This is a genomic window from Lacipirellula sp. (assembly GCF_965279485.1).
Classification (GTDB): Bacteria; Planctomycetota; Planctomycetia; order Pirellulales; family Lacipirellulaceae; genus Lacipirellula.
This window is the reverse complement of sequence record NZ_CBDIIC010000002.1, coordinates 1,681,136-1,701,790: the sequence shown is the minus strand read 5'-3', so window position 1 is coordinate 1,701,790 and position 20,655 is coordinate 1,681,136. Positions and strand designations below refer to the sequence as shown.

At 63.6% G+C, this 20,655-nt stretch carries 14 protein-coding genes; 3 read left to right on the top strand and 11 right to left on the bottom strand.

Annotation, left to right across the window (positions count from 1 at the left end; translation table 11 throughout):
* Positions 1-33: 33 nt before the first annotated feature.
* Both ACQY7R_RS14455 and ACQY7R_RS14450 read right to left on the bottom strand, forming a co-directional pair.
* A complete protein-coding gene (locus tag ACQY7R_RS14455; protein ID WP_428306298.1) occupies positions 34-2,505 on the bottom strand; it encodes an exo-beta-N-acetylmuramidase NamZ domain-containing protein in 2,472 nt (823 codons plus the stop codon).
* 36 nt (positions 2,506-2,541) lie between these two features.
* Positions 2,542-4,050, bottom strand: a complete 1,509-nt coding sequence (locus tag ACQY7R_RS14450) for a sodium:solute symporter (protein WP_428306297.1) — start codon at positions 4,048-4,050, stop codon at positions 2,542-2,544.
* A gap of 224 nt (positions 4,051-4,274) precedes the next feature.
* Here ACQY7R_RS14450 and murQ point away from each other — a divergent pair, with 224 nt between their 5' ends.
* Together murQ and ACQY7R_RS14440 are read left to right on the top strand one after the other, a co-directional pair.
* The gene (gene murQ / locus ACQY7R_RS14445) at positions 4,275-5,252 is read left to right on the top strand and encodes an N-acetylmuramic acid 6-phosphate etherase (protein WP_428306296.1); all 978 of its coding nucleotides are present in this window, start codon (positions 4,275-4,277) and stop codon (positions 5,250-5,252) included.
* A 211-nt stretch (positions 5,253-5,463) separates the two neighbouring features.
* Positions 5,464-6,420: an N-acetylglucosamine kinase gene (locus ACQY7R_RS14440; protein WP_428306295.1), complete on the top strand. Its 957-nt coding sequence runs from the start codon at positions 5,464-5,466 to the stop codon at positions 6,418-6,420.
* Between the two features lie 735 nt (positions 6,421-7,155).
* On the opposite strand, the gene ACQY7R_RS14435 is transcribed toward ACQY7R_RS14440, so the two are convergent.
* Together ACQY7R_RS14435 and bioB are read right to left on the bottom strand one after the other, a co-directional pair.
* Complete coding sequence (locus ACQY7R_RS14435) at positions 7,156-9,723, bottom strand: hypothetical protein (RefSeq protein WP_428306294.1); 2,568 nt, start codon at positions 9,721-9,723, stop codon at positions 7,156-7,158.
* A gap of 302 nt (positions 9,724-10,025) precedes the next feature.
* Positions 10,026-11,060, bottom strand: a complete 1,035-nt coding sequence (gene bioB / locus ACQY7R_RS14430) for a biotin synthase BioB (protein ID WP_428306293.1) — start codon at positions 11,058-11,060, stop codon at positions 10,026-10,028.
* Between the two features lie 203 nt (positions 11,061-11,263).
* On the opposite strand from bioB, the gene ACQY7R_RS14425 reads away from it, so the two are divergent.
* Positions 11,264-11,830, top strand: coding sequence for a PSP1 C-terminal domain-containing protein (locus ACQY7R_RS14425; protein ID WP_428306292.1), 567 nt, complete (start codon positions 11,264-11,266; stop codon positions 11,828-11,830).
* 86 nt (positions 11,831-11,916) lie between these two features.
* Here ACQY7R_RS14425 and ACQY7R_RS14420 read toward each other — a convergent pair whose 3' ends face one another.
* The 7 genes from ACQY7R_RS14420 to ACQY7R_RS14390 all read right to left on the bottom strand — a co-directional run bounded on the left by ACQY7R_RS14420 (position 11,917) and on the right by ACQY7R_RS14390 (position 20,565).
* Positions 11,917-12,237 (bottom strand): hypothetical protein, encoded by a 321-nt coding sequence (locus tag ACQY7R_RS14420; RefSeq protein ID WP_428306291.1) that lies wholly within the window; start codon positions 12,235-12,237, stop codon positions 11,917-11,919.
* A gap of 20 nt (positions 12,238-12,257) precedes the next feature.
* On the bottom strand, positions 12,258-13,445 hold the full coding sequence (locus tag ACQY7R_RS14415; RefSeq protein ID WP_428306290.1) for a hypothetical protein: 1,188 nt from the start codon (positions 13,443-13,445) through the stop codon (positions 12,258-12,260).
* A gap of 69 nt (positions 13,446-13,514) precedes the next feature.
* A complete protein-coding gene (gene leuD / locus ACQY7R_RS14410) occupies positions 13,515-14,111 on the bottom strand; it encodes a 3-isopropylmalate dehydratase small subunit (protein ID WP_428306289.1) in 597 nt (198 codons plus the stop codon).
* 71 nt (positions 14,112-14,182) lie between these two features.
* Positions 14,183-15,598, bottom strand: a complete 1,416-nt coding sequence (gene leuC / locus ACQY7R_RS14405) for a 3-isopropylmalate dehydratase large subunit (RefSeq protein WP_428306288.1) — start codon at positions 15,596-15,598, stop codon at positions 14,183-14,185.
* A gap of 168 nt (positions 15,599-15,766) precedes the next feature.
* On the bottom strand, positions 15,767-17,527 hold the full coding sequence (locus ACQY7R_RS14400) for a serine/threonine-protein kinase (protein WP_428306287.1): 1,761 nt from the start codon (positions 17,525-17,527) through the stop codon (positions 15,767-15,769).
* Between the two features lie 127 nt (positions 17,528-17,654).
* Positions 17,655-19,118 (bottom strand): sulfatase, encoded by a 1,464-nt coding sequence (locus ACQY7R_RS14395; protein WP_428306286.1) that lies wholly within the window; start codon positions 19,116-19,118, stop codon positions 17,655-17,657.
* Between the two features lie 112 nt (positions 19,119-19,230).
* On the bottom strand, positions 19,231-20,565 hold the full coding sequence (locus ACQY7R_RS14390; RefSeq protein WP_428306285.1) for a hemolysin family protein: 1,335 nt from the start codon (positions 20,563-20,565) through the stop codon (positions 19,231-19,233).
* Positions 20,566-20,655 lie beyond the last annotated feature (90 nt).

The window sequence follows — 20,655 nt, the reverse complement described above, 5'->3', positions numbered from 1 at the left end:
GCCCCCGACGTTTTCAGGCGGGCCGCCGCGATTTCACTCGCCGTACAGCAGAAACTTTTGGCGACGCTTCCCGAATTCTTTCAGATCGTCCGCGAACAGCGCCTCCAACTCCGCCCGATCGGCCCCGGCGACAATCGCCTGGTAGACCTCGTCGTTGATCAGCAGCCGGTCGGCCGCCTTCACCTGCCAGTCGAGCGGGTAGAGCCGCCGTAGCGTCGCGGCCATCTCCAGCCCCACGGCCACGGCGTTAAACTCCGCCTGATTGGTAATCGCCACGTTCACGCCGCCGCACTTTTGCTCTTTAAACTTGCTGTCGCTCGGCGTGAACTCGATCGGCGTGAACCGCACCCCCGGCAGACCGGCGGCGTTCAGTTCCGCGGCCAGCTTTTGCCCATCGATCCACGGGGCGCCGATCAGTTCGAACGGCGTATCGGTGCCGCGACCGACCGACACGTTGGTGGTCTCCCACACGCCCATGCCGGGGTAGAGAATCGCCTCGGTGAGGCTCCGCATGTTCGGCGATTGGTTGACCCACGTCAGCCCGGTCGCATTCCAGTAGTCGCCGCGGCTCCAGTTCTCGGCCTTGATCACTTCGAGGTCGACGTCGATCTCGCGTTCCGCACGGTACATCGTCGCCAACTCGCCGACCGTCAGGCCATGCCGCAGCGGCACCGTGTGGCAGCCGACGAACGACTCGCGGCCGCCGTCGGCCAGCGGACCTTCCATCGCGACGCCGCCAATCGGGTTCGGCCGATCAAGCACGACGTACTTCAGCCCATGCTCGCCCGCCGCTTCCATCGCCCAGGTCATCGTCGATTCGTACGTGTAAAACCGGCAGCCAATGTCCTGAATATCGAACACAATCGTGTCGATCCCCTTTAGCTGCTCAGCCGTCGGCTTGCGCGTCTCGCCGTAGAGGCTGTGAATCTTGAGCCCCGTCGCTTCGTCGCGGGCGTCGGTGATGCCATCGTGATCGAGCTTGCCCGCAATGCCATGTTCCGGGCTGAAGATCGCCAACAGCTTCACCCCCGGGGCGTTCGCCAGCAGGTCGATCGTGCGGCGGCCGTCGCGATCAAGACCGGTGTGATTGGTGATGAGGCCCACCTTGCGGCCGGCGAGTTGCTTGAACCCATCACGAGCCAGCACATCGATGCCCGTCAGTACCTGCGGCCGCTTGGTCTTGGCGACCTTGGTTGCTTCGACGGCGTGCAGCGCCGGCCGCACATCACCAGCGCCTTCGGCCTTCGCTTCCACCGCAGCCTTCGCCGCCACGGCCACGCTTGTCGGATTCGGCCCGTCAATCGCCGCCGCCGCCACCGAACCAATCCGCCCCGCGAGCGGATTCACCAACCCATCCCCCTTCGGATGAACGCGGTTCGACAGGAAAATCACGAACAGATCGAGTTCCGGATCAATCCACATCGCCGTGCCCGTGAACCCGCCGTGCCCCACGGCGCGGCTGCTGAGCAGCTCGCCACGATTGGTCGAATAGGCACTCTTGTTGTCCCAACCAAGCGCACGCGAGTTACCGGCGACGTCGCGCGGCCGCAGCATTTCGGCGAGCGTTGCCCGGCTCATCACGAACGGCGGAACCGCGTGAGCGGCCGACTTGTTGTCGTCACCGCGAGCCAACTCTTGCGACGGCTTGTTCGAAGCCCCCCGCAAGAATGCATCGCAGTAAATCGCCAGGTCCGCGGCTGTCGAGAACAACCCCGCATGCCCGGCGACGCCGTTCAGCAAATACGCCCGCGGATCGTGCACTTCGCCGCGCATCCACTCGTCGTTGCGTTTCTCGGTCGTCGCAGCCCGCTGCGACAGCTCCTTCGACGGCGTGTAGCCCGAGTCCTTCATGCCGAGCGGCTTGAAGATATTCTCCGCTGCAAACTCCGCGACGTTCTTTCCGCTTGCTCGCTCAACGATCTTGCCCAGCGTCAGGAACCCGACGTCGGAATAAACAAACTGCTTGCCCGGACGGTCGGTCGGCAGGGCGAACAACCGCTCCCACGCCTTCTCCTCGCCATCCTCGTAGTCACCCAACGCATTGTCCGGAATCAACCCGCCGCGGTGGACGAGCAAATCCTCAACAGTGATGTTCTCTTTGCCGTTCTGCGCGAACTCCGGAATGTACTCCGCCACCGGATTCCGCAGCCGCACTTTGCCTTGCTCGACGAGAATCATCACGCTCGTCGCGGTGGCAATCGGCTTGGTGAGCGACGCCATGTCGAACACCGTGTCGACTGTCATCTCTTCCTGCGACGGCTCGATGCGACGATCGCCGTACGCCTTCAAGAAACCGATCCCGCCCGTGCGGCCGATGGCCACGACGCAGCCCGGCAACCGCTTCGCTTCGATCTCTTCTTTGACGAGGGCGTCGATGCGATCAAGCTGCGCCTGGTTCAGCCCGAGCGACGCGGCCGGCACGACCGGGATTTCCGCCTGAGCGGCATTCACGGCCGCCACTAGGCTCAACGCACAGGCGCCAATCAACGAAAGCGTGTATCTCATCGTTGCGATCCTAATTTCAGAGGAAATCAGTTTTTCTTAAGCGTGTTTCGCCCCAAGCGGCGTCTTACTTAGCAGCCAGCCCGACGCAAACGTCGCGGCCGAACCAATCGTCGCGTACCACGGCCACCAGACGGTCGGAACAGCGGGCACATACCTCGGCAGGAACGTCACCAAGGAAATCACAATCAACCCGCACACAAACCCGCCCAGCGCGGGCTTTTCCGAAACGCTCGGCGCCAACACGCCGATCAAATAAAGCCCCAGCATCGGTCCGCTCGTGAAGGCCGCAATCGTCAGCACTTCGTTAACGATGCTCTGGCTCGCGCTCATCCGGTAAGCGACTACCGCGATGCCGATCTGCAAGATGCCGAACGCCAACGTAGACCACTTCGCCCACCGCATCTGCGTTTCGCGGGTGAGCGTGTTGCCCGAAAGCGGCAGCACGATATCGCTCACCAGCGCGGTCGATAGCGAATTGAGCGAACTCGAAAACGCCGCCGCGAACACCGCCGCCAGCGTCAGCCCAATGATCCCCGGATCGAGATGGTTGATAATGAAGTGCGCCACCACGCGGTCGGAGTTCTTACCGAATGGAACCTCTGGCGGGAACTCGTTATAAAACGCAGCCAGGCCCACGCCGATCAACAGAAACAATGCGAATTGAAAAAAGACGATGAACCCGCTCGCCGCCAACGCCCAACCCGCCGTCCGCTGGCTTTTGGCAGCCAGCAACCGCTGCACGGTCAACTGGTCGGTGCCGTGCGTCGCCGCGGTCAGGAACATGCCGCCGATCAATCCTCCCCAGAACGTCAGCGGCACCGTCAGCGACGGCGTGAAATCGAACACCCGCAGCTTGTCATTCTTGGCTGCGTAGCTCCAGTATTCATCCATCCCGCCTGGAAGCAACGTTAGGATCTTGTAGAGAATCACCCCGGCGCCCAGGATGTAGATCGCAAATTGGACGCAGTCGTTCCAAACGACCGACTTGACGCCCCCCAAATAGGTGTAAGCGATCGTCACCGCCCCGACGGCCCAAATGCAGAGCTGCATTTCGAGGTTCATCGCCTCTTTTAGGACCAGGGCGGCCAGATACAGCCGCAGCGCATCGGCGATATTTCGCGTCACCAGGAACAGCAGCGAGGTAATCCGCCGCGAAGACTTCCCAAACCGCCGTTCCAGTACCTCGTACGCGGTGAAGGGCTCGCCGCGGAAATAAATCGGCAGCAGTAACCAAACGACGATCAACCGACCGACGATATATCCAAAGGTGATCTGCAAAAACCGTAAATCACCGCCGGCGGCAAACGCCATCCCGGGGATACTGAGAAACGTGACTGCACTCGTTTCGGTCGAAACAATCGACAACAACACGGCCCAGCCGGGCATCGAGCGGCCGCCGAGAAAGTAGTCGACGGTCGTCTTTTGACCGAGACCGACCCAAATCCCCAGCGCTAGCATCGCCAGGAGATAAATCGCCACGATCGCCGCGTCGAAACCTGAGATCGGGAGTTCCCAGAACGACGACGACTCGGCGAATACTAGCATGGGCCTGCAAATCCCACAGCGTGGCGGGAAATTCAATACTTGGGTGGGAAATGGGCTGGCTGTAACAAAGAGCCGCCTGGCGCATCTTACTTTTACGCAACCAATTCGCGCTAGACTTACACTATAACTACCACCCCCCAAACGCAGGGCAGACCAGCGCAGATTTTACTCTGTTTCGCGCACCGAATCTGTCTTACGTCCGAGACCGTTACTAGAATCGAAGCATGCTCGAACATCTGACCACCGAAGCGCGGAACCCCGCGTCTGAACACCTCGACAGCCTGACTCCCCTTGAGTTGGTTCGCCTGATCAACGAGGAGGACGCCAAGTGCACCGAAGCGGTCGCTGATGAGGCCGAGCATATCGCGAAAGCAATCGAGGTAATCGCTCACCGTCTTTCCCACGGGGGACGGTTGATCTACATCGGGGCCGGAACTTCGGGGCGCCTCGGTTTGCTGGATGCAGCGGAATGCCCGCCGACCTTCCGTTCGGATCCGTCGCAGGTCGTCGGCATCATCGCCGGCGGTCCGTCGGCGATGCTGAAGGCCGTCGAAGGGGCTGAAGATTCGACGACGCTGGCTGCTGAAGATCTTCAAAAGCTCAATCTAAGCAACAGCGACGTCCTGGTCGGCATCGCCACCAGCGGCCGCACGCCCTACGTCATCGGCGGCATGGACTACGCCCGCAGCGTCGGCGCCTACACCGTAGGCCTCGCCTGCAACCGCGAATCGCTGCTCAAGTCGCGGGCCGACATCAGCATTATTCCGGTCGTCGGGCCCGAAGTCCTCAGCGGTTCCACACGCATGAAGGCCGGCACCGCCACGAAGATGGTGCTCAACATGCTCACCACCGGCGCCATGGTGCAGATGGGCAAGACGTACGGCAACCTGATGGTCGACATGAATGCGAGCAACGTCAAACTGCTCGAACGGGCCAAGCGGATTGTCTCAGCCCTCACCGAACTCGCCTCCGAAGAAGCGGCCACACTGCTTGAAGCATGCAAAGGCGAAGTGAAGACCGCGATCACCTCCCACCGCCTCGGCGTCACCGCCGAAGAGGCCCGCGTCATCCTGCACGCCACCAACGGCCACCTGCGCGCCGCCCTCGAATCAATGGGCCGCCTCAACGGCCACGCCGCGAACGGCCACTCGACCGTCAACGGCCACGGCAGCAACGGCCATTCGTCGAACGGCAGCCACTAGGCTGTTGGTTTCACGCTAGTGTGAGTGCTCGCCGAGACCGCGCTGGCAGTTTCCAGCTATTATGTGGGAGGTGTCTCCGACGCCGATTCCGCGCACCATCCCAACGGGGTCGGGGGCCTTTTGCCACTGGCAATTTCCCATCCCGTTGAGAGCTCCTAGTGGCAAAAGGCCCCCGACCCCTTTTACGCCGCCTCAAACTCAGCGCCCCCTCATGCCGACGAATCAGGCTACCGCAACCGACGCCCAACTCGCCATCGGCGTCGACGGCGGCGGCACGAAAACCGAAGTCTGGCTCGCGCAACTCAACGGCTCCGCCCCGCCCGCCATCCTCGGCCGCGGTTTGGCCGCCTCCTCCAATCCCCGTGCCGTCGGCATGGAAACCGCCCTCGCTAATCTCGGCGCAGCGATCAACCTCGCCTGGGCCGACGCGAAGCTCACGAAATGCTCCGTCCGCGTCGCCGTCCTCGCGATGTCGGGCGCCGGCCACGCCGCCGTTCGCGAAGAGATCGGCGCGTGGGCCCGCGCTCAAGGCATCGCCGAGGAGATCCGCTTCGAGCACGACGCCGAACCAGTCCTTGCCGAGGGAACGCCGGCAGGGCAGGGGATCGCGCTCATCGTCGGCACCGGCTCGGCCGCCATTGGCGCCGACGTCTATGGGAAGAAGCACGTCGTCGGCGGGTGGGGCTACCACTACGGCGATGAGGGGAGTGCCTACTGGATCGGCCGTGAGGCGCTCGTCGAAGTCGCCCGTTCCGCCGACGGCCGCAGCGCTCCGACGATGCTCGTCTCGCTACTGATGGCGAAACTCGAAGTCGACGAACCCCGTTCAATCCTCGGCGCTCTCGAAAAGACCGGCAACGTCCGCGGCGCCATCGCTCGACTGGCGGTCGTCGTCGAACAAGCGGCCCGCGAAGGCGACGTGGCGGCGCTTCGCATCGTCCGCGAAGGCGCCCGCGAACTCGCCCTGATGACGGCGACCTTGGCGACGCGGCTCGAACTCGGCCCGAAGTTCCCGCTCGCCCTCGCCGGCGGCGTCATCTGCGGCAGCGACCTGCTCTACAACGAGCTCCTCGCTGCCCTCGCCCAACGCGACATTCACCCCGAGCCAGTGAAGCGCGTCCCCAACCCCGTCGCCGGCTGCCTGCGCCTCGCGCAACGCTATCTCTAGCCCCGGGCTCCGCCCGGGGGTGGCCTCAATCTCGCGCACGATCCAAAAGAGTGCACATTATCCTTGTCCCGGAGGGACAACGCGATAATAGCCCAGCACTTTAGTGCTGGGTGCCGGGCCGAAGAAGAGCGGAAAGCCCTGGAAGGGCGATTGAGAGTTCAGCCGCCCCGACGGGGCTGCTTACGCGTGCCGCGAATCTGACCCAGCACTAAAGTGCTGGGCTATTGCCGGTCGTCCCGCTGGGACGAAAGCATTCACGGCAAGTGGCCGAAAATCGCCAGCTGCAATTACCCGCGCGTTCCGCTACCGTGAAGCAAGCGATCAATCTCGCCCGCAACGCGCGGCGGCTGCGCAATCGCTGCGCGCCGCCACCGCGTTACGAGTCCCAATCGCTCCCGCTACTTGAAAATTCAATCACACGCCAGCTGCGCTTTTTCAAGCGACCGCAAGCGTCATTTTCCACTGCCCGGCAAAGGCGGCTACCACGTCCATATCGCTCCTGGTGTCGTGTCGCATGCGACACGACATTCGCCGGAATCATCGCAACCTGTTCTCAATCAAAGACATGCGGCGAATACTTAGTGCCGCCTAAAATGCACTTCGCCGATCTGGCCTGTCGGACTGGTTGCTTCAGCGACCAGAAAGCACGCTTCGCAGGCATCGCTTCAAAGAAAGGAAGCCCACCGAACCCGGTCCAATGGGCTCCCACGTTTGCAAGCCTGTCGGCTAATCGCATTACCGAGTCGCAGTCTCGCCTTCCTCGGCATAGGCCTTCGAAGCATCGGCCCAGCGATCTTCGCCCGTGAAGAAACGCGTCGTCTCTTCGGCGGCGAGGTTCACTTCGAGCTCCTGGCAAACGACTTCCGCGCGGAACTTGTGAGTTCCCGACTTGGTCGCCTTCGCATGGATCTTGAAGACCGTCTCGCTGCCGGGGGCGACGTTGTCGAGCGTGCGGAACGAGACCCGGCCGTCGGCGATCGTGTGCTGGCCACCTTCGACGTGCGAAGGTTCGACGCCCTCGGAGAACATCGCGACCACGTTCACGCCCTTCGCGGCGGTGAGGCCGTTGTTCTTGATGTGGACTTCGTAGACGGCCATCTCGCCGACCGGCACGACCCCTTGCGGATCGGTCACTTCGAGCTTGAGATCAGCCAGACCTTCGACGTTCACCGGCGCCGACTTCGCGTCCCGCAGGTCGCCCGCGGCCGTCGCGGCGGTCAGTTCCAGCTTGTTGACGCCCGGCTGCGACATGCGGCATTGAACTTCCATGAACCGTTCTTCGCCTGGGTTGAGCGACGTGCCGCTCCAGACGACCTTCTGGCCCGCTTCGTCCCACGCGTGCCCTTCGCTCGCTTCGACCAACTCGGCGCCAGCCGGCAGGATCAGCTCGACCGACACTTGCTCAGCGACGGCCGTGCCCGGGTTGCGAACGCGGAGGTAGTAGGTGGCGACTGACCCGGCGAAGTTCTTTTCCGGACCACGCCAATCGACTTGCAGTTCCGCCTTACGGCAGAGGACAGCCTTCGAGGTTTCCGTACGGAGATCGCCGAGCGCCGAAGCGGCGGCCAGGATCTTCAGTTCGCCCGCTTCGCGAGCGGTCAGTTCGAGTTCGATCTTCTTCGTTTCGCCGGCGGCGAGCGTCCCGACCTTGTGCTTCACGACGCCCGTCTTATCGGCGCCCGGCGGAGTCAGTTCGATCGTCACCTCTTCGGCCGAGCCGTTGCCCGGGTTGCTCAGCGTGAGAGCGTAACGTTGCGACTTGCCGAACATCACCTCGGCCGGGCCGCTGATGTCCATCTGCAGCTTCGGCTCTTGGATTTCAACGACCGCCTGGCCGCCGACCGGAGCGTGGTTCCACTGGACGCCGAGTTGCATCTCGCGTCCGCCGCGCGGAATCACTTGCATCGTCAGCGTCTGTTTGGCGCCAGCCGGCAGTTCGTACAGTTGCCACTTGATTTCGTTCGAAGGCTGCTGGCCTTCAACAATCGGAGCCCGTTCAACGACGCCGTTCGAAGCCGAGGCGTCGACCAACTCGGTTCCAGCCGGAGCGGCGATCGTGCCGGTCACTTCACGAGCGGCAACGTTGCCTTTGTTCTCGACGACGATGCGGTATTCAGCCGGACGGCCGACCACAATCCGCTGCGGACCTTCGATGAACGACGAGATCGACGGTTGCTGCGAGGTGAACAGCACGCCGTCCGCCGGAGCTTCGGCGGCGACGCTGTTCGAACGCATGCTGTTGTTCGACTTGGGGGCGACCACGGGAGCAGCGACCGGAGCGGCCGGCTGCGGCGCGGCGGCGTATTCTTCGTCGGCGATCGGCGCCGGCGGAATCGCAGCAGGCGTTGGACGGAACGCATCGGCAATGTCACGCTTCGCCACCGAGGGACGAGCGGCAGGAGCCGGCGTCGGAGCGCTCGAGGGCATCGGAGCGAGTTCGTCTTCCGCGTAGACCGGAGCGGGTTGCGGCGTCGGGCGAGCGGCTGGACGACGCGGAGCTTCGGCTTGCAGCGCGGCGCCGACGTCGAGCGACCCCGACTTCTTCGCCACCGGGCGAGTGGCCGGGGCCGACTCTTCCAGGTAGCTCGGCAGGCCGGCGCCATCAACGGCGGTCGGAGCAGCGATTTCGGAGTCGACGTATTCCTCAACGACTTCTTCAGCTTGAGCCTCAACAGCGGAAGTCGACGGAGCCAGGTCCGATAGAGCTTCGGCCAACTCGTTGCGGCGATGGCTCGGCGTCGGCGAGCTGCGCTTCACGGCCGGAGCAGCCGGCGCGGCGGCTTGCGTCGTGGGACGAGTCGCGGTGGGACGATTCGGAGCGGCGGTCGCCGTACGCGGCGCGGCGGCCGGGGCCGAAGCGACCGGCGCCGAGACCGAGCCAGCGCGTTGCGGCTGACGGCGGGCGATCGAGCCCGACTCTTGCTGCAGCTCGGACGGATCGTACGGCAGCGGCGGGTTCGAACCCGAATCGCCGTAAGTGGCTTGTTCTTGTTCTTCGCCGCCGTCGCCGCTGAGGCTAGGCAGCTTGAAACGCGAGAAGAAGGACGTCACGCCCGACTTCTTCGCCGTGGTTTGTTGCGGTTTGGCGCCATTCCGCGGCGAACGCGAGTTGGTGTTCGCGACGGCCGTTTGCTGCACCATGGGATCGACGTGCATGCGGGGCGCGGCGGGAGCGGCGGCTGCAGCGGGCTGCGGCACCTGCGCGTTACGTTGCACGTAACGGTTCGGCGCCGGCTGCTGTGCTAGCAACGTGTCCGCGGTCAGGCTGAAAACAGCCGCGGCAATGATCAATCCACGCATCATGATGGCATCCCTGCACGATTCAACGACGGTACGCCCTCCCCTAATGCAGAGTGATCGGCAATGCGCGTTGCGAGAAATGAATCGATCCCGAAAAGAATTCCGGTAAAGTCGACTGCGTAATTTGAGGGCTGTGTGTGGTTTGTTCACCACGAAGCCGCGAAGACACGAAGGAGGTCACGAAGAAGAGGAGATAAGCGTAAGAAGCGCGCGGAGAAACAATCCTGCTAGCAACCGCGAGCCAGCGAGTCTTGCAACTACTCGCTCTTCCTCAGTGCCGTCTTCGAGCCTTCCAGCCTTCGTGGTTAAGCATTCGCCGCAGCGCGAGCTGTCTCAGCTTCCACCGAAGTGGTCACCTCAAAGCCCATATCGCGAAGCATCGCGTAGTCCGACTCAGGCAGCTGGCCCTTCGTCGTGAGATAGTCGCCGACGAAGACCGAGTTCGCCGCGTAGAGGCCGAGCGGCTGCAAGCTGCGCAGGTGCATCTCGCGGCCGCCGGCGATCCGCAGCTCGCGGTCGGGGTTCACTAGCCGGAACATTGCTAGCACCTTGAGGCAATAGTTCGGCGTCAGTTCCGTGGGCCCGGCGAGCGGGGTCCCTTCGATGGGGTTGAAGAAGTTGACCGGGATCGATTCGACGCCGAGGTCGCGGAGTTCGATCGCCATCGACACCACGTCGCGCGGCTGCTCGCCCATGCCGACGATGCCGCCGCTGCAGAGCTCCATGCCAGCAGTGCGAACGGCCTTCAGCGTGTCGACGCGGTCCTGGTAGGTGTGCGTCGAGCAGATGTTGCCGTATTGCTCGGCGCTCGTGTTGAGGTTGTGGTTCACCTTGTTCACGCCGCACGCCGCGAGGCGGTCGGCTTGGTCTGGAGTGAGCAGCCCCAGGCAGGCGCAGATCTGCAGGCCGTACTTCTGCTTGATCTCGGGGACGATCGTTTCGATCGCCTTGATCTCGCGCTCGCTCGGTCCGCGGGCGGAGATCACGATGCAGTAGGTCTTCGCCTGCCGCTCGGCAGCCGCCGCGGCGCCCGCCATCAGCTTCTCGCGATTCAGGAGGTTGTAGCGCGGGATCTCGGCGTCGGAGACCTTCGACTGCGAGCAGTAGCTGCAATCTTCCGGGCAAAGTCCGCTCTTGGCGTTCATCAGGAAGTAAAGCTGCACCGTCTTCCCGAAGTAATGCCGCCGCACGCGATAGGCCGCGGCGAGCAGGTCGAGCAGTTCCTCGTCGGGCGAGCGCAGGATCGCCACCGCCTCTTCCGGGGTGAGCTGATAGCCGTCGAGCACGCGGTCGGCGAGTTCGTTCCAGTTGGTCGTCGAGGGGGCAACAGCGGTGGGCATATCAGGTCGATCGGGCTGTGGCTGGCCGGGGGCGCGGACGCCCCTGGTTTGCTGGATATCGAGGGAATTTGGAACCCTTGAGTATCGCCACTCACGGGGCCTTGGCAAGGTTTAACGGGCCCTCGCCGGGGGCGAACTTGGCACGCCGCCGTTACTGGGTAACAATTGGTGATTCCAGGACTTTCCGCATCGAGCTATTCCGCATGGGTTTTCACCTCGTCCGCTACGGCCTGCTGGGCCACGTTGGCAGCTTTTCGGCCGCCGACGCCGCTCGTTACCCTCGCCGCAGCCGCGTCGTGGTGCGGAGCCCCCGTGGCCTGGAAGTGGGCGAAGTGGTGGCCGAGGCCGACGATTCGCTCGGCGTCCACCAGCCCGACGGGGCGATCCTCCGCCGGATGAGCGTCCAGGACGACCTGCTCGAGGCCCGCCTGCAGCAGAAGCGGCACGAAGCGTTCGACGCCTGCCAGCGGCTGCTGCATGAAGCGGAGGTGCCAGCAGCGCTCGTCGACGTCGAGCACCTATTCGACGGCGAGGGGCTCTTCTTCTACTTCTTGGGCGACCCGCCGCAACAGGCGGCCGACATCACCCGCCGGCTGGCCGAAACGTACGAAGCGGCCGTCGAGTTCCGCCGCTTCGCCGACACGCTGAGCGAAGGCTGCGGGCCGGGGTGCGGGACCGAGGAAGCAAAAGGGCAGGGCGGGTGTGCGAGCTGCACCAGCTGTGCAGTCGCGAGCGCCTGCGGCACGAATAAGAAACGCTCTGCATCCTAGCCCCGGGCTCCGCCCGGGGGTCGGTTTGCGCTGCAATGCGTCTCGGCGTGGTGAGCGACCCCCGGGCGGAGCCCGGGGCTAGGGGACTACTCGCCCGCGGAGCCCAGCGACGACAAGAACTCGCTCATCTCCCCGGCGGCGTGGGCGTTGCCTTGCTGGCGAGCCGCTTCGATGCCGTCGCGCAGGTACGAGCGGGCTTCGTTCACGCGATCGAGTTTCGCCAACTGTTGCGCTGCCATGAAGAACGCCGGCACGTACGGCGGCTCGTCGCGGGTGAGTTCGTTGAACTTTGCGAGGCTCGCGTCGTTGGCTCCTTCCTTCTCGAGTTCCATCGCCAAGCTGTAGCGGAGGAACGTATCGCCCGGTTCGTCGACGAGCATCGCTTCGATTTTTTCGCGGCGCGACATGCGGTTACCCTGCTTTGCTTCTAGAACTTGGCGGCGTCGGTCTTGGGAGTGATCTTCAGCAGCACGCCGGTCGACGGCGTGCCCGGCGCTTGCCGCGGGCCGATTGCCGTGACGTACATCGCGCCGTCCGGACCAAACGCGAGCGCCGTCGGCCGTTCGGCGCCGGCGATCTTCACCGCCCGGCACGTCTGCTGGCCATCTTTCTCCGCCGCTTCGAGTCGATAGACGCCTCCGAGCTTCGCATCGGCCCGTACCACGTCGACGGCGTACAAGTTATCGGTCGGGCTGTAGGCTAACCCGGCGATGTCGTAGAGCCCCGTCTGCTGGTTGAGCGCGACCTTGCCCGTGCGCGGGCTGTAGAACGTGATCAGGCTGTCGCGATCGGTTTCGAAGTCGGACATCTGGCTGATCACCAGATAGTTGGCGTTCGGCTTCGGGTTCACTACCGCCCCTGTTGGGCCGGTCGTGCCGACGAGCTGCTTCGTGGCGATGAAAGGCTGCAGGTCGCGGAGCTTGTTCGCCTTCAGGTCGGCCTTCAGCACCCACGCTTCGTCGTCGTCGCCGTTCGAGGTGACGAACAGGGCGTCGTCCGACTTGGCAAGGCCGTAGAAGTTGCCTTCGCCCGTAGTCGTTTTCTTCCCTTTCAGAATCGGGCCGACCGCGTGGTCCTGCTGCTTGTAGTCGAGCGCAGAACCATCCTCTGGCAGCGCGTAGACGGTTACGAGATCCTCGCCCTGTTCCAAACCGGCGCCGCCGACGGCGAGCTTCTTCGGCGTGATGAATGCGAGCCCTAGCGGGCCGATGCGGTACTCGGGTTCGTCCTTCTTCGCGTCGCCGTAGCTGTCGACCGGGAAGCCGGTGATGATCGGCTTCGACTCGCTCGGTTTGTCGCTCACGACTCGCAGCACTTGCCCGGCGCCGCTCTCGGCGACGTAAATCTCGTAGGGCTGCCCGTTGCGAGCTTCAGGCCGCACGACGACCGCGCAAGGATTGTCGAGCCCGGTGAGCAGCGTCTCGACCTGATACTGATCCGACTCGTCGCCCGGCTCGGCGTAGGGCGCCGCGGCGGCGGGATCGCTCGGCTTAGCTTCAGCCGGTTTCTCTTCTTCAGCAGCGCGTAACGACGGCGCGATGCCGCACGTCAACGCAGCGAAAGCGAGAAAGCTCGCGCAGAGACGCAGAGACGCGGAGGGAAGACCGAGGCTCATGGATTTCCTCTGCGGCTCTGCGCCTCTGCGAGAAACGATTTTAGGTAGTGCCCGAGATTTACGCCGCAACTACGCGCCGATGCCGTGGCTCGTTTCGTAGGCCGTGATCTTCGCTTCGTGCTCGAGCGTCAGACCAATGTCGTCTAGCCCGTTGAGCAAGCAGTGGCGGCGGAACGGCTCGACGTCGAACTTCGCCGAGAAGCCGTGGCCGTCGGTGAGCGTGCACGTGTTGAGGTCGGCTGTCAGCTGGTAGGGACGGTGCTTCGCCTCGCGCTGGAAAAGCTCCTCAACTTGCTCTTCGCTCAGCTTGATCGGCAGCATGCCGTTCTTGAAGCAGTTGTTGTAGAAGATGTCGGCGAAGCTGGGGGCGACGACGACTAGGAAGCCGAAGTCCTCGAGCGCCCACGGAGCATGCTCGCGGCTCGAACCGCTGCCAAAATTGCGGCGAGCCAGCAAGATGCTTGCCCCCTTGGCGTACGGCTTGTTCAGTTCGAACTCTTCGTTGACCGTGCCATCGTCGTGCCGCATCCAGTCCCAGAAGAGGAACTCGCCGAAGCCCGAGCGTTCGATCCGCTTGAGGAACTGCTTGGGGATGATTTGGTCGGTGTCGATGTTAGCGCGATCGAGCGCGACGGTCGTGCCGGTGAGGGTGGTGAATGGTTTCATGGATTTTCTATTTGGCTTGGAATGACGAATGACGAAATCAGAATGACGAATGAGTCGAACGATTCCGTCCCTTACTTCCACTCACGCACGTCAACGAAGTGCCCAGCCACCGCGGCGGCTGCAGCCATCGCGGGGCTCACGAGGTGCGTCCGTCCGCCTTTGCCTTGGCGGCCTTCGAAGTTGCGGTTGCTCGTCGAGGCGCACCGCTCGCCGGGGGCGAGCTTGTCGGGGTTCATCGCGAGGCACATGCTGCAGCCGGCTTCGCGCCAGTCGAAGCCAGCTTCCTTAAAGATCTTGTCGAGGCCTTCCGACTCGGCCTGCACCTTCACCTGACCGCTGCCGGGGACGACCATCGCCTGGACGTGGCCCGAGACCTTTTTGCCCTTCGCCACTTCGGCGGCGGCGCGGAGGTCTTCGATGCGGGCGTTCGTGCACGAGCCGATGAAGACGCGGTCGAGCTTCAGGTCGGTGATCGGTTCGCCGCCCGTGAGGCCCATGTATTCGAGCGACTGGGCGGTCGTCTTCTGGTCGGTCGGATCGCTGAAGTCGCCGGGGCGGGGGATGTTGGCGGTGATCGCCGCGACCTGGCCGGGGTTCGTGCCCCAGGTGACTTGCGGGGCGATGTTGGCCGCCTCGAAGACAAGCGACTTGTCGTACTTGGCGCCGGGGTCGCCCGGCAGCGTCTTCCAGTAGGCGACAGCCTTGTCCCACGCTTCGCCCGACGGGGCGAAGGGACGGCCCTTGAGATAGTCGAACGTCGTCTGGTCGGGGGCGATCATGCCGGAACGGGCGCCAGCTTCGATCGACATGTTGCAGATCGTCATCCGGTTTTCCATCGTGAGACCCTTAAGGGCCTCGCCGGTGAATTCCAGACAGTAGCCAGTGCCGCCGTCGGTGGTGAGCTGGCCGATGAGGTAGAGGACGAGATCCTTCGCCGTGACGCCGCGGCCGAGCGTGCCGTTGGTGCGGAGTTCGAGCGTCTTAGGCTTGTACTGCAGCAGCGTTTGCGTGGCGAGCACGTGCTCGACTTCGCTGGTGCCGATGCCGAAGGCGAGGGCGCCGAACGCACCGTGCGTCGAGGTGTGGCTATCGCCGCAGACGATCGTCATGCCGGGCTGCGTGTAGCCGAGCTCGGGGCCGATGACGTGGACGATGCCCTGACGGACGTCGCCCATGTCGTAGTGGGTGATGCCGAACTCTTTGCAGTTGTTGCGGAGCGTGTCGATCTGCTGCTTCGAGATCGGGTCGGCGATCGGCAGGCTGCGATCGCTCGTGGGGACGTTGTGATCGGCGGTAGCGATCGTCCGTTCCGGACGCCGAACCTTGCGACCGGCGAGGCGGAGGCCTTCGAACGCCTGAGCGCTCGTCACCTCGTGCACGAGTTGCAGGTCGATGTACAGAATCGATTGCCGACCCTCCTGCGCGTGGACGACATGGGCGTCCCAGATTTTCTCGAACAACGTGCGGGGTTTGGCGGCGGCGCTCATCGACAGGCCTCGATCGAATGGCAAGCAGACAATGTGGGAAGCGACCCCCTGGCGGAGCCAGGGGCTAGGGTACGGTTCGGCCCCGGATGCGGGGGCGAACTCCTCATTTTAGGCGGCGCAGAGGTTCTGCGGAAGACGCCGGAAAGACACGGCAAAACAGCCGCTGGTTCAGATCGCGGCTAGCTCGACAGCCTCGGCGGCCATCGCTTTTCGCTGCGGGCAGCCGTAGTTGTTCCACCAGTCGGCGGCCATCCGGGCGGTCCATTCGGTGTCGACCGGGACGCGGTCGAGGGCCTCGCGGAGCTCAGCCACCGTTTGGAACCGGTCTTCCGGCCGCTTCTCCAGGGAGCGGAGGATTACCTCTTCCAGTTCCGACGGAATCTCGCCGTTCAGGTAGCGCGGCGGTTCGGGGTCTTCGCTCGCGTGGGCGATCATCACCTTCAGCGGGCTAGCGTATTCGAACGGCGCCTTGCCCGTCGCCATGAAGTACATCACGGCGCCGAGCGAGTAGATATCACTGCGGCCGTCGACCTCTTCGCTGCCGGCTTGCTCGGGCGACATGAACAGCGGCGATCCGGTGATCGACCCTTCTTGTGTCAGGCCCGAGTCGTTCGTGTCGGTGAGCGGCTTCGCCAAACCGAAGTCGAGCAGCTTCGATACGTCGAACACGCCGCCGCGGTAGGCGCAGTAGATGTTCGCCGGCTTGATATCACGATGAACCAGGCCATGGCTATGGGCTTCAGCGAGCGCATCGCACACTTGCCGCATGAGATAGAGGATCCGCGAAGCGGGGAGCGTGCCATGCTCGCGGACCAACTCGCCCAGGTTGTGCCCAGGGAGGAACTCCATCACATAGTAAAACGTGCCGTCGGGGGTGCGGCCGTAATCGTAGATGTCGATCGAGTTCCAGTGCGAAAGCTTCGCCGTGGCGCGGACTTCACGCTCGAAGCGGGCCAGCACCTGCGGATCGCCCGCCTTCTCGGGGCGGATCACCTTCACCGCGCAGGGCCGCTTCATCATCTGGTGTTCGGCCAAGTAGACCTCGCCCATACCGCCGGCGCCGAGGAGACGCTTCAGGCGATACTGGCCGAGCTGCTTGGCGACGAACGCTTCGTGCCGCAACGTGTTGATTGTGTGAACGCCGACGATGGCGGTCATCGCCGCGAGGGCGAGCATCATCGCTTGCTCGACCGGCATGTCGTCGAAGTCGTCGGTCCGTAGCAGGGCCGCGAACTGATCGATCGTCAGATACGCGACGAGCATCACCACGAGCGGGGCGAGCGCCATGGCGCCGATGACCCAGGCGGCTCGCTTCCAAGTGTTCGGGACGAAGATCGCGTAGGTGAAGATCAGCAACAGCCACGCGGCGGTGAAGCTCGCCACGTGGGCGTGCCCTTCGTCGAGAGCCGCGCAATACTGCAGCTTGTGGTAGGTGAGCGTGATGAACAAAATCGACGGCGCGCCAAAGACGACCGCTTCGCCGATGCGGAGTTTGGTGAGCGAGAGATCGCACTTCGCGCACAGCTTCCACGCGGCGAGGCCCATCAAGCTGGTGACGGCAACGTGTGAGAAGAAGACCCAGCGATACTCGGCCTGCAGGTGCTCGGTCATCTTCCAACGGACGAGTGACCAGAGCAGAAACGAACCAAAGCCGATGAACAGCAACACGGCGACGGTCCGCAGGCGACGGCGCAGCAAGCTGCGCGTCTCGCTGCTCATGTGAGGCGTGCTACCCTCGACGAGAGCGACGCGACGTCGGGCGGAAAGTTCGAGTTGAGCAGTCGACGCACCGTCGGAACTCAACAACGACCGCGGCGCCTCGACGGTGAGGGCGTTGGCCAAGGTGGGATTGCTATCGGCCACGGGGAGGGCTCCGCATTCTTGCGAATTCGCTGCCGGCATCCAGATGCGCCAGGCAGCCTTTTGCATCAGGCTAATATCATATTACGTCAGGACGCACGGGGGCAGGGGATTGTTCGCGCGGGGCCAATCTAGGGCAATTGGATGACTTCCTCGTAACGCTCGCCCGATTATCCGGCCGAGATGGGCGATTGCGCTATTTGGGCGGGCTAAATTTCGGGTTTCGCTGAGGCATTTGCACCTTGGCTTCTTGCCGCCATAGGTGAAGTTGTTTCTGCATCATAGCCGTGCGCTCTGGATCGGCATCGGCAAGATTTTTCGTCTCCGACTCGTCGTGCGCGACGTCGTACAGTTCGGTGCGGCCATCTTCGAGGAATTCGATCAGCTTCCAGTCGCCGTCGCGCATTGCGGAGAAGGGGCGGCCCCCTTGATTGCCATAGTGGGGGTAGTGCCAGTAGATCGGCCCGCGGGCCGGTTGAGATTCGCCTTTGAGCAGCGGGGCGAAGCTGCGGCCGTCGACATGTTGCTCGGGCTTTAGTTTGAGGCCCGCCATCTCGAGGATCGTGGGATAGTAGTCGGTGCTGATAACGTAGCTGTCGGTCGTGGCGCCCGCTTTCGTCTTGCCGGGCCAGCGGATGATGAGCGGCACGCGGACGCCTCCTTCGTAGTACCAGCCTTTGCCGGCGCGGAGCGGCAGGTTGCTTGTGGGCGAACCTTCGGCCGTGCTCAGGCCGCCGTTGTCGGAGGTGAAGATGACGATCGTTTCGTCTTCGACGCCTGCCTCTTCGAGTGCATCGAGCACGATGCCGACCGCCGAGTCCATCGTCTCGACCATGCCGCTATAGACGGGGTGGTTTTGCACGTGGCGGACGTCGCGCTCGCCCTCTTTGCCGAACTCTGGTCGATTGCTAACGAGCGCGTCCTTCTTTTGGCGGTACTTCTTCCGTAGTTCGGGCTTCGTGTTCAACGGCACGTGGACGTCGAACTGTGCGAAGAAGACGAGGAACGGCTGATCGCGGTGATCGCGAATGAAGTTGGCCGCTTCGTGGGCGAGCCGTTCGTCGAGCTGTTCGCCATCCGCGCCGTCGGGGAGATCGGGATTGTTGTAGGGCGAGAAAAACTTGCGGTTCTTGTTCGCGCTCGCGCGGTTGCCGCCGACGTTGGTTTGATAGCCTTGGTCTTCCGGCCAATAGCCCTTCGGACCGAGATGCCACTTGCCTGTGTAAAAGGTCGCATAGCCTGCCGCGGCGAGCGATTCGGCGATGGTCTCTTCTTCGAGCGGTAGACGCTCGAGATAGTTCGGCGGCAGCACGGGGCGACTGACATAGCGCTCGTCGTTGAGCGCCTTGTCGTAGGTTGGCCCGCCGAAGTAGTCGGTCGTGTGCAGACGACCGGGGTACTTGCCCGACTGAATGCTCGCTCGCGTCGGCGAGCAGACGGGGCAGGCCGAGTAGGCGCTGGTGAATCGCATGCCGCTCTTCGCGAGGGCGTCGATGCGGGGCGTCTCGTAGAAGGTGCTGCCATAGCAACCGAGGTCGCGCTGGCCGAGGTCGTCGACGAGGATGAAGACGAAGTTCGGCGGGCGATCAGCGGCGTGGAGCGATGCCTGCTGGCTGAGAATGCCGAGGAGGGCGAGCAAGATGTGCTTTGAAATTTTCATGGAAGGTTTGTTGCGATAACTTAAAAGCCACCGGCTTTGCCGGTGGACGAAGTGCTGGCTGGCTCTGCTCTTACTACGTCCACCGGCGGAGCCGGTGGCTTTTATTGGATGGCTACGTAGGCGAGGCGTCGTTTGGCGCTGCCGCGTTCGTCAGCGTGATCAGCAGCCGATCGATGCGGTTGCCGTCCATGTCGACCACCTCGATCGAAATGTCGCCGCAGGGGACGATCTCGCCGACCGTCGGCAGGCGCTCCAGCACGGCCAGAACGAGGCCGCTGACGGTGCTGAAGTCGAATGAATCGGTGCTGAGGTTCACGCCGGAAGGCAGGTGTTCCATCAGGTCGTGCATCGGCAGTTGCCCGTCGACGAGCCAGCCGCCGCCGTCGCGGGCGACGATCATGTCGGCCTCGACGCGCTGCGTCTCGTCGTAAATCTCGCCGACGAGTTCTTCCAGCACGTCTTCGAGCGTGACCATGCCGCGGGTGCCGCCGAACTCGTCAAGGACGATCGCGAGTTGCGTGTGCTTCTCACGCAACGAGACGAGGAGCCGATCGAGTGAGAGCGATTCGGGGACGAACAACGGCGCCCGCAGCAGCTTGCGGAGTTCAACGTCTTTCCGCAAGTAGAACTGCTGGAAGACGTCTTTGTTGTAGAGAAAGCCGATGATGTGATCGAGACTATCTTCGTACACCGGCAGCCGCGAGAAGCCCGACATCGCCATGACGCCGACGATTTCTTCGGTCGGCGTTTCGATGTCGACGGCGTCGATGTCGATGCGGGCCCGCATAATGTCGCGCACGCGGCGATTGCGCAGCTGCAGGGCTTCGAGCGCGACTTCGTGTTCGGTCTCTTGCAGGATCCCTTGCTCGCGCCCCGATTCGATGAGGTGCTCGATGTCTTCGACGCTGACGGACGACTCGGCTTGCGGATCGACGCGCAAGATGCGCAGCACGATCGCCGTCACGAAGCCGAGCACCGCGACGAACGGCCGGGCGACGATGCTAAGCAGCGCCATCGGCGGCGCGACGATCGTGGCGAGGCGTTCGGCGTAGGCGAGCGCGGCCCGTTTGGGGACCAACTCGCCAAGGATGAGCGACGTGAACGCGAGGCCGCCGGTGACAACGGCCAGCGAGATCGCGCGGCTGTTCGAGGCAATCGCTTGCGTCGGCAGCGTCGAGAGGTATTCGGAGAGCTGGTTGACGAGGCTTACGCCGCCGTAGGCCGCCGCTAGGGTGCCGACTCCGGTGATGCCGACCTGCACAGTCGACAGGAAGCGATTGGTATCGCCGAGGAGATACATCGCCGCCTTGGCGCCTTTGCTCCCTTGATCGGCGGCTTGCTGCAGCCGATTGCGGCGGGCGGTGAGCACGGCGATCTCGGCGCCGGCGAAAAATCCGTTCAACAGAACCAGGACGAGAATGATGACCAGTTCGGCCGTCGTTTCCACGGAGGACCCAGGCGGGGTGTGCGGGGCAGGAGGACGCGCCGAGCGTCGCCGCTCGGCCGGTACATCGTACGGGAGAAGGGGGCGCGGAGG

Excerpts from the sequence above, each read along its gene's own strand:
- ACQY7R_RS14435 (WP_428306294.1), bottom strand. The coding sequence starts at position 9,723 with ATGATGCGTGGATTGATCATTGCCGCGGCTGTTTTCAGCCTGACCGCG.
- ACQY7R_RS14420 (WP_428306291.1), bottom strand. The coding sequence starts at position 12,237 with ATGTCGCGCCGCGAAAAAATCGAAGCGATGCTCGTCGACGAACCGGGC.
- bioB (WP_428306293.1), bottom strand. The coding sequence starts at position 11,060 with ATGCCCACCGCTGTTGCCCCCTCGACGACCAACTGGAACGAACTCGCC.
- ACQY7R_RS14400 (WP_428306287.1), bottom strand. The coding sequence starts at position 17,527 with ATGCAAAAGGCTGCCTGGCGCATCTGGATGCCGGCAGCGAATTCGCAA.
- ACQY7R_RS14395 (WP_428306286.1), bottom strand. The coding sequence starts at position 19,118 with ATGAAAATTTCAAAGCACATCTTGCTCGCCCTCCTCGGCATTCTCAGC.
- ACQY7R_RS14415 (WP_428306290.1), bottom strand. The coding sequence starts at position 13,445 with ATGAGCCTCGGTCTTCCCTCCGCGTCTCTGCGTCTCTGCGCGAGCTTT.
- leuC (WP_428306288.1), bottom strand. The coding sequence starts at position 15,598 with ATGAGCGCCGCCGCCAAACCCCGCACGTTGTTCGAGAAAATCTGGGAC.
- ACQY7R_RS14455 (WP_428306298.1), bottom strand. The coding sequence starts at position 2,505 with ATGAGATACACGCTTTCGTTGATTGGCGCCTGTGCGTTGAGCCTAGTG.
- ACQY7R_RS14425 (WP_428306292.1), top strand. The coding sequence starts at position 11,264 with ATGGGTTTTCACCTCGTCCGCTACGGCCTGCTGGGCCACGTTGGCAGC.
- leuD (WP_428306289.1), bottom strand. The coding sequence starts at position 14,111 with ATGAAACCATTCACCACCCTCACCGGCACGACCGTCGCGCTCGATCGC.
- ACQY7R_RS14450 (WP_428306297.1), bottom strand. The coding sequence starts at position 4,050 with ATGCTAGTATTCGCCGAGTCGTCGTCGTTCTGGGAACTCCCGATCTCA.
- murQ (WP_428306296.1), top strand. The coding sequence starts at position 4,275 with ATGCTCGAACATCTGACCACCGAAGCGCGGAACCCCGCGTCTGAACAC.
- ACQY7R_RS14440 (WP_428306295.1), top strand. The coding sequence starts at position 5,464 with ATGCCGACGAATCAGGCTACCGCAACCGACGCCCAACTCGCCATCGGC.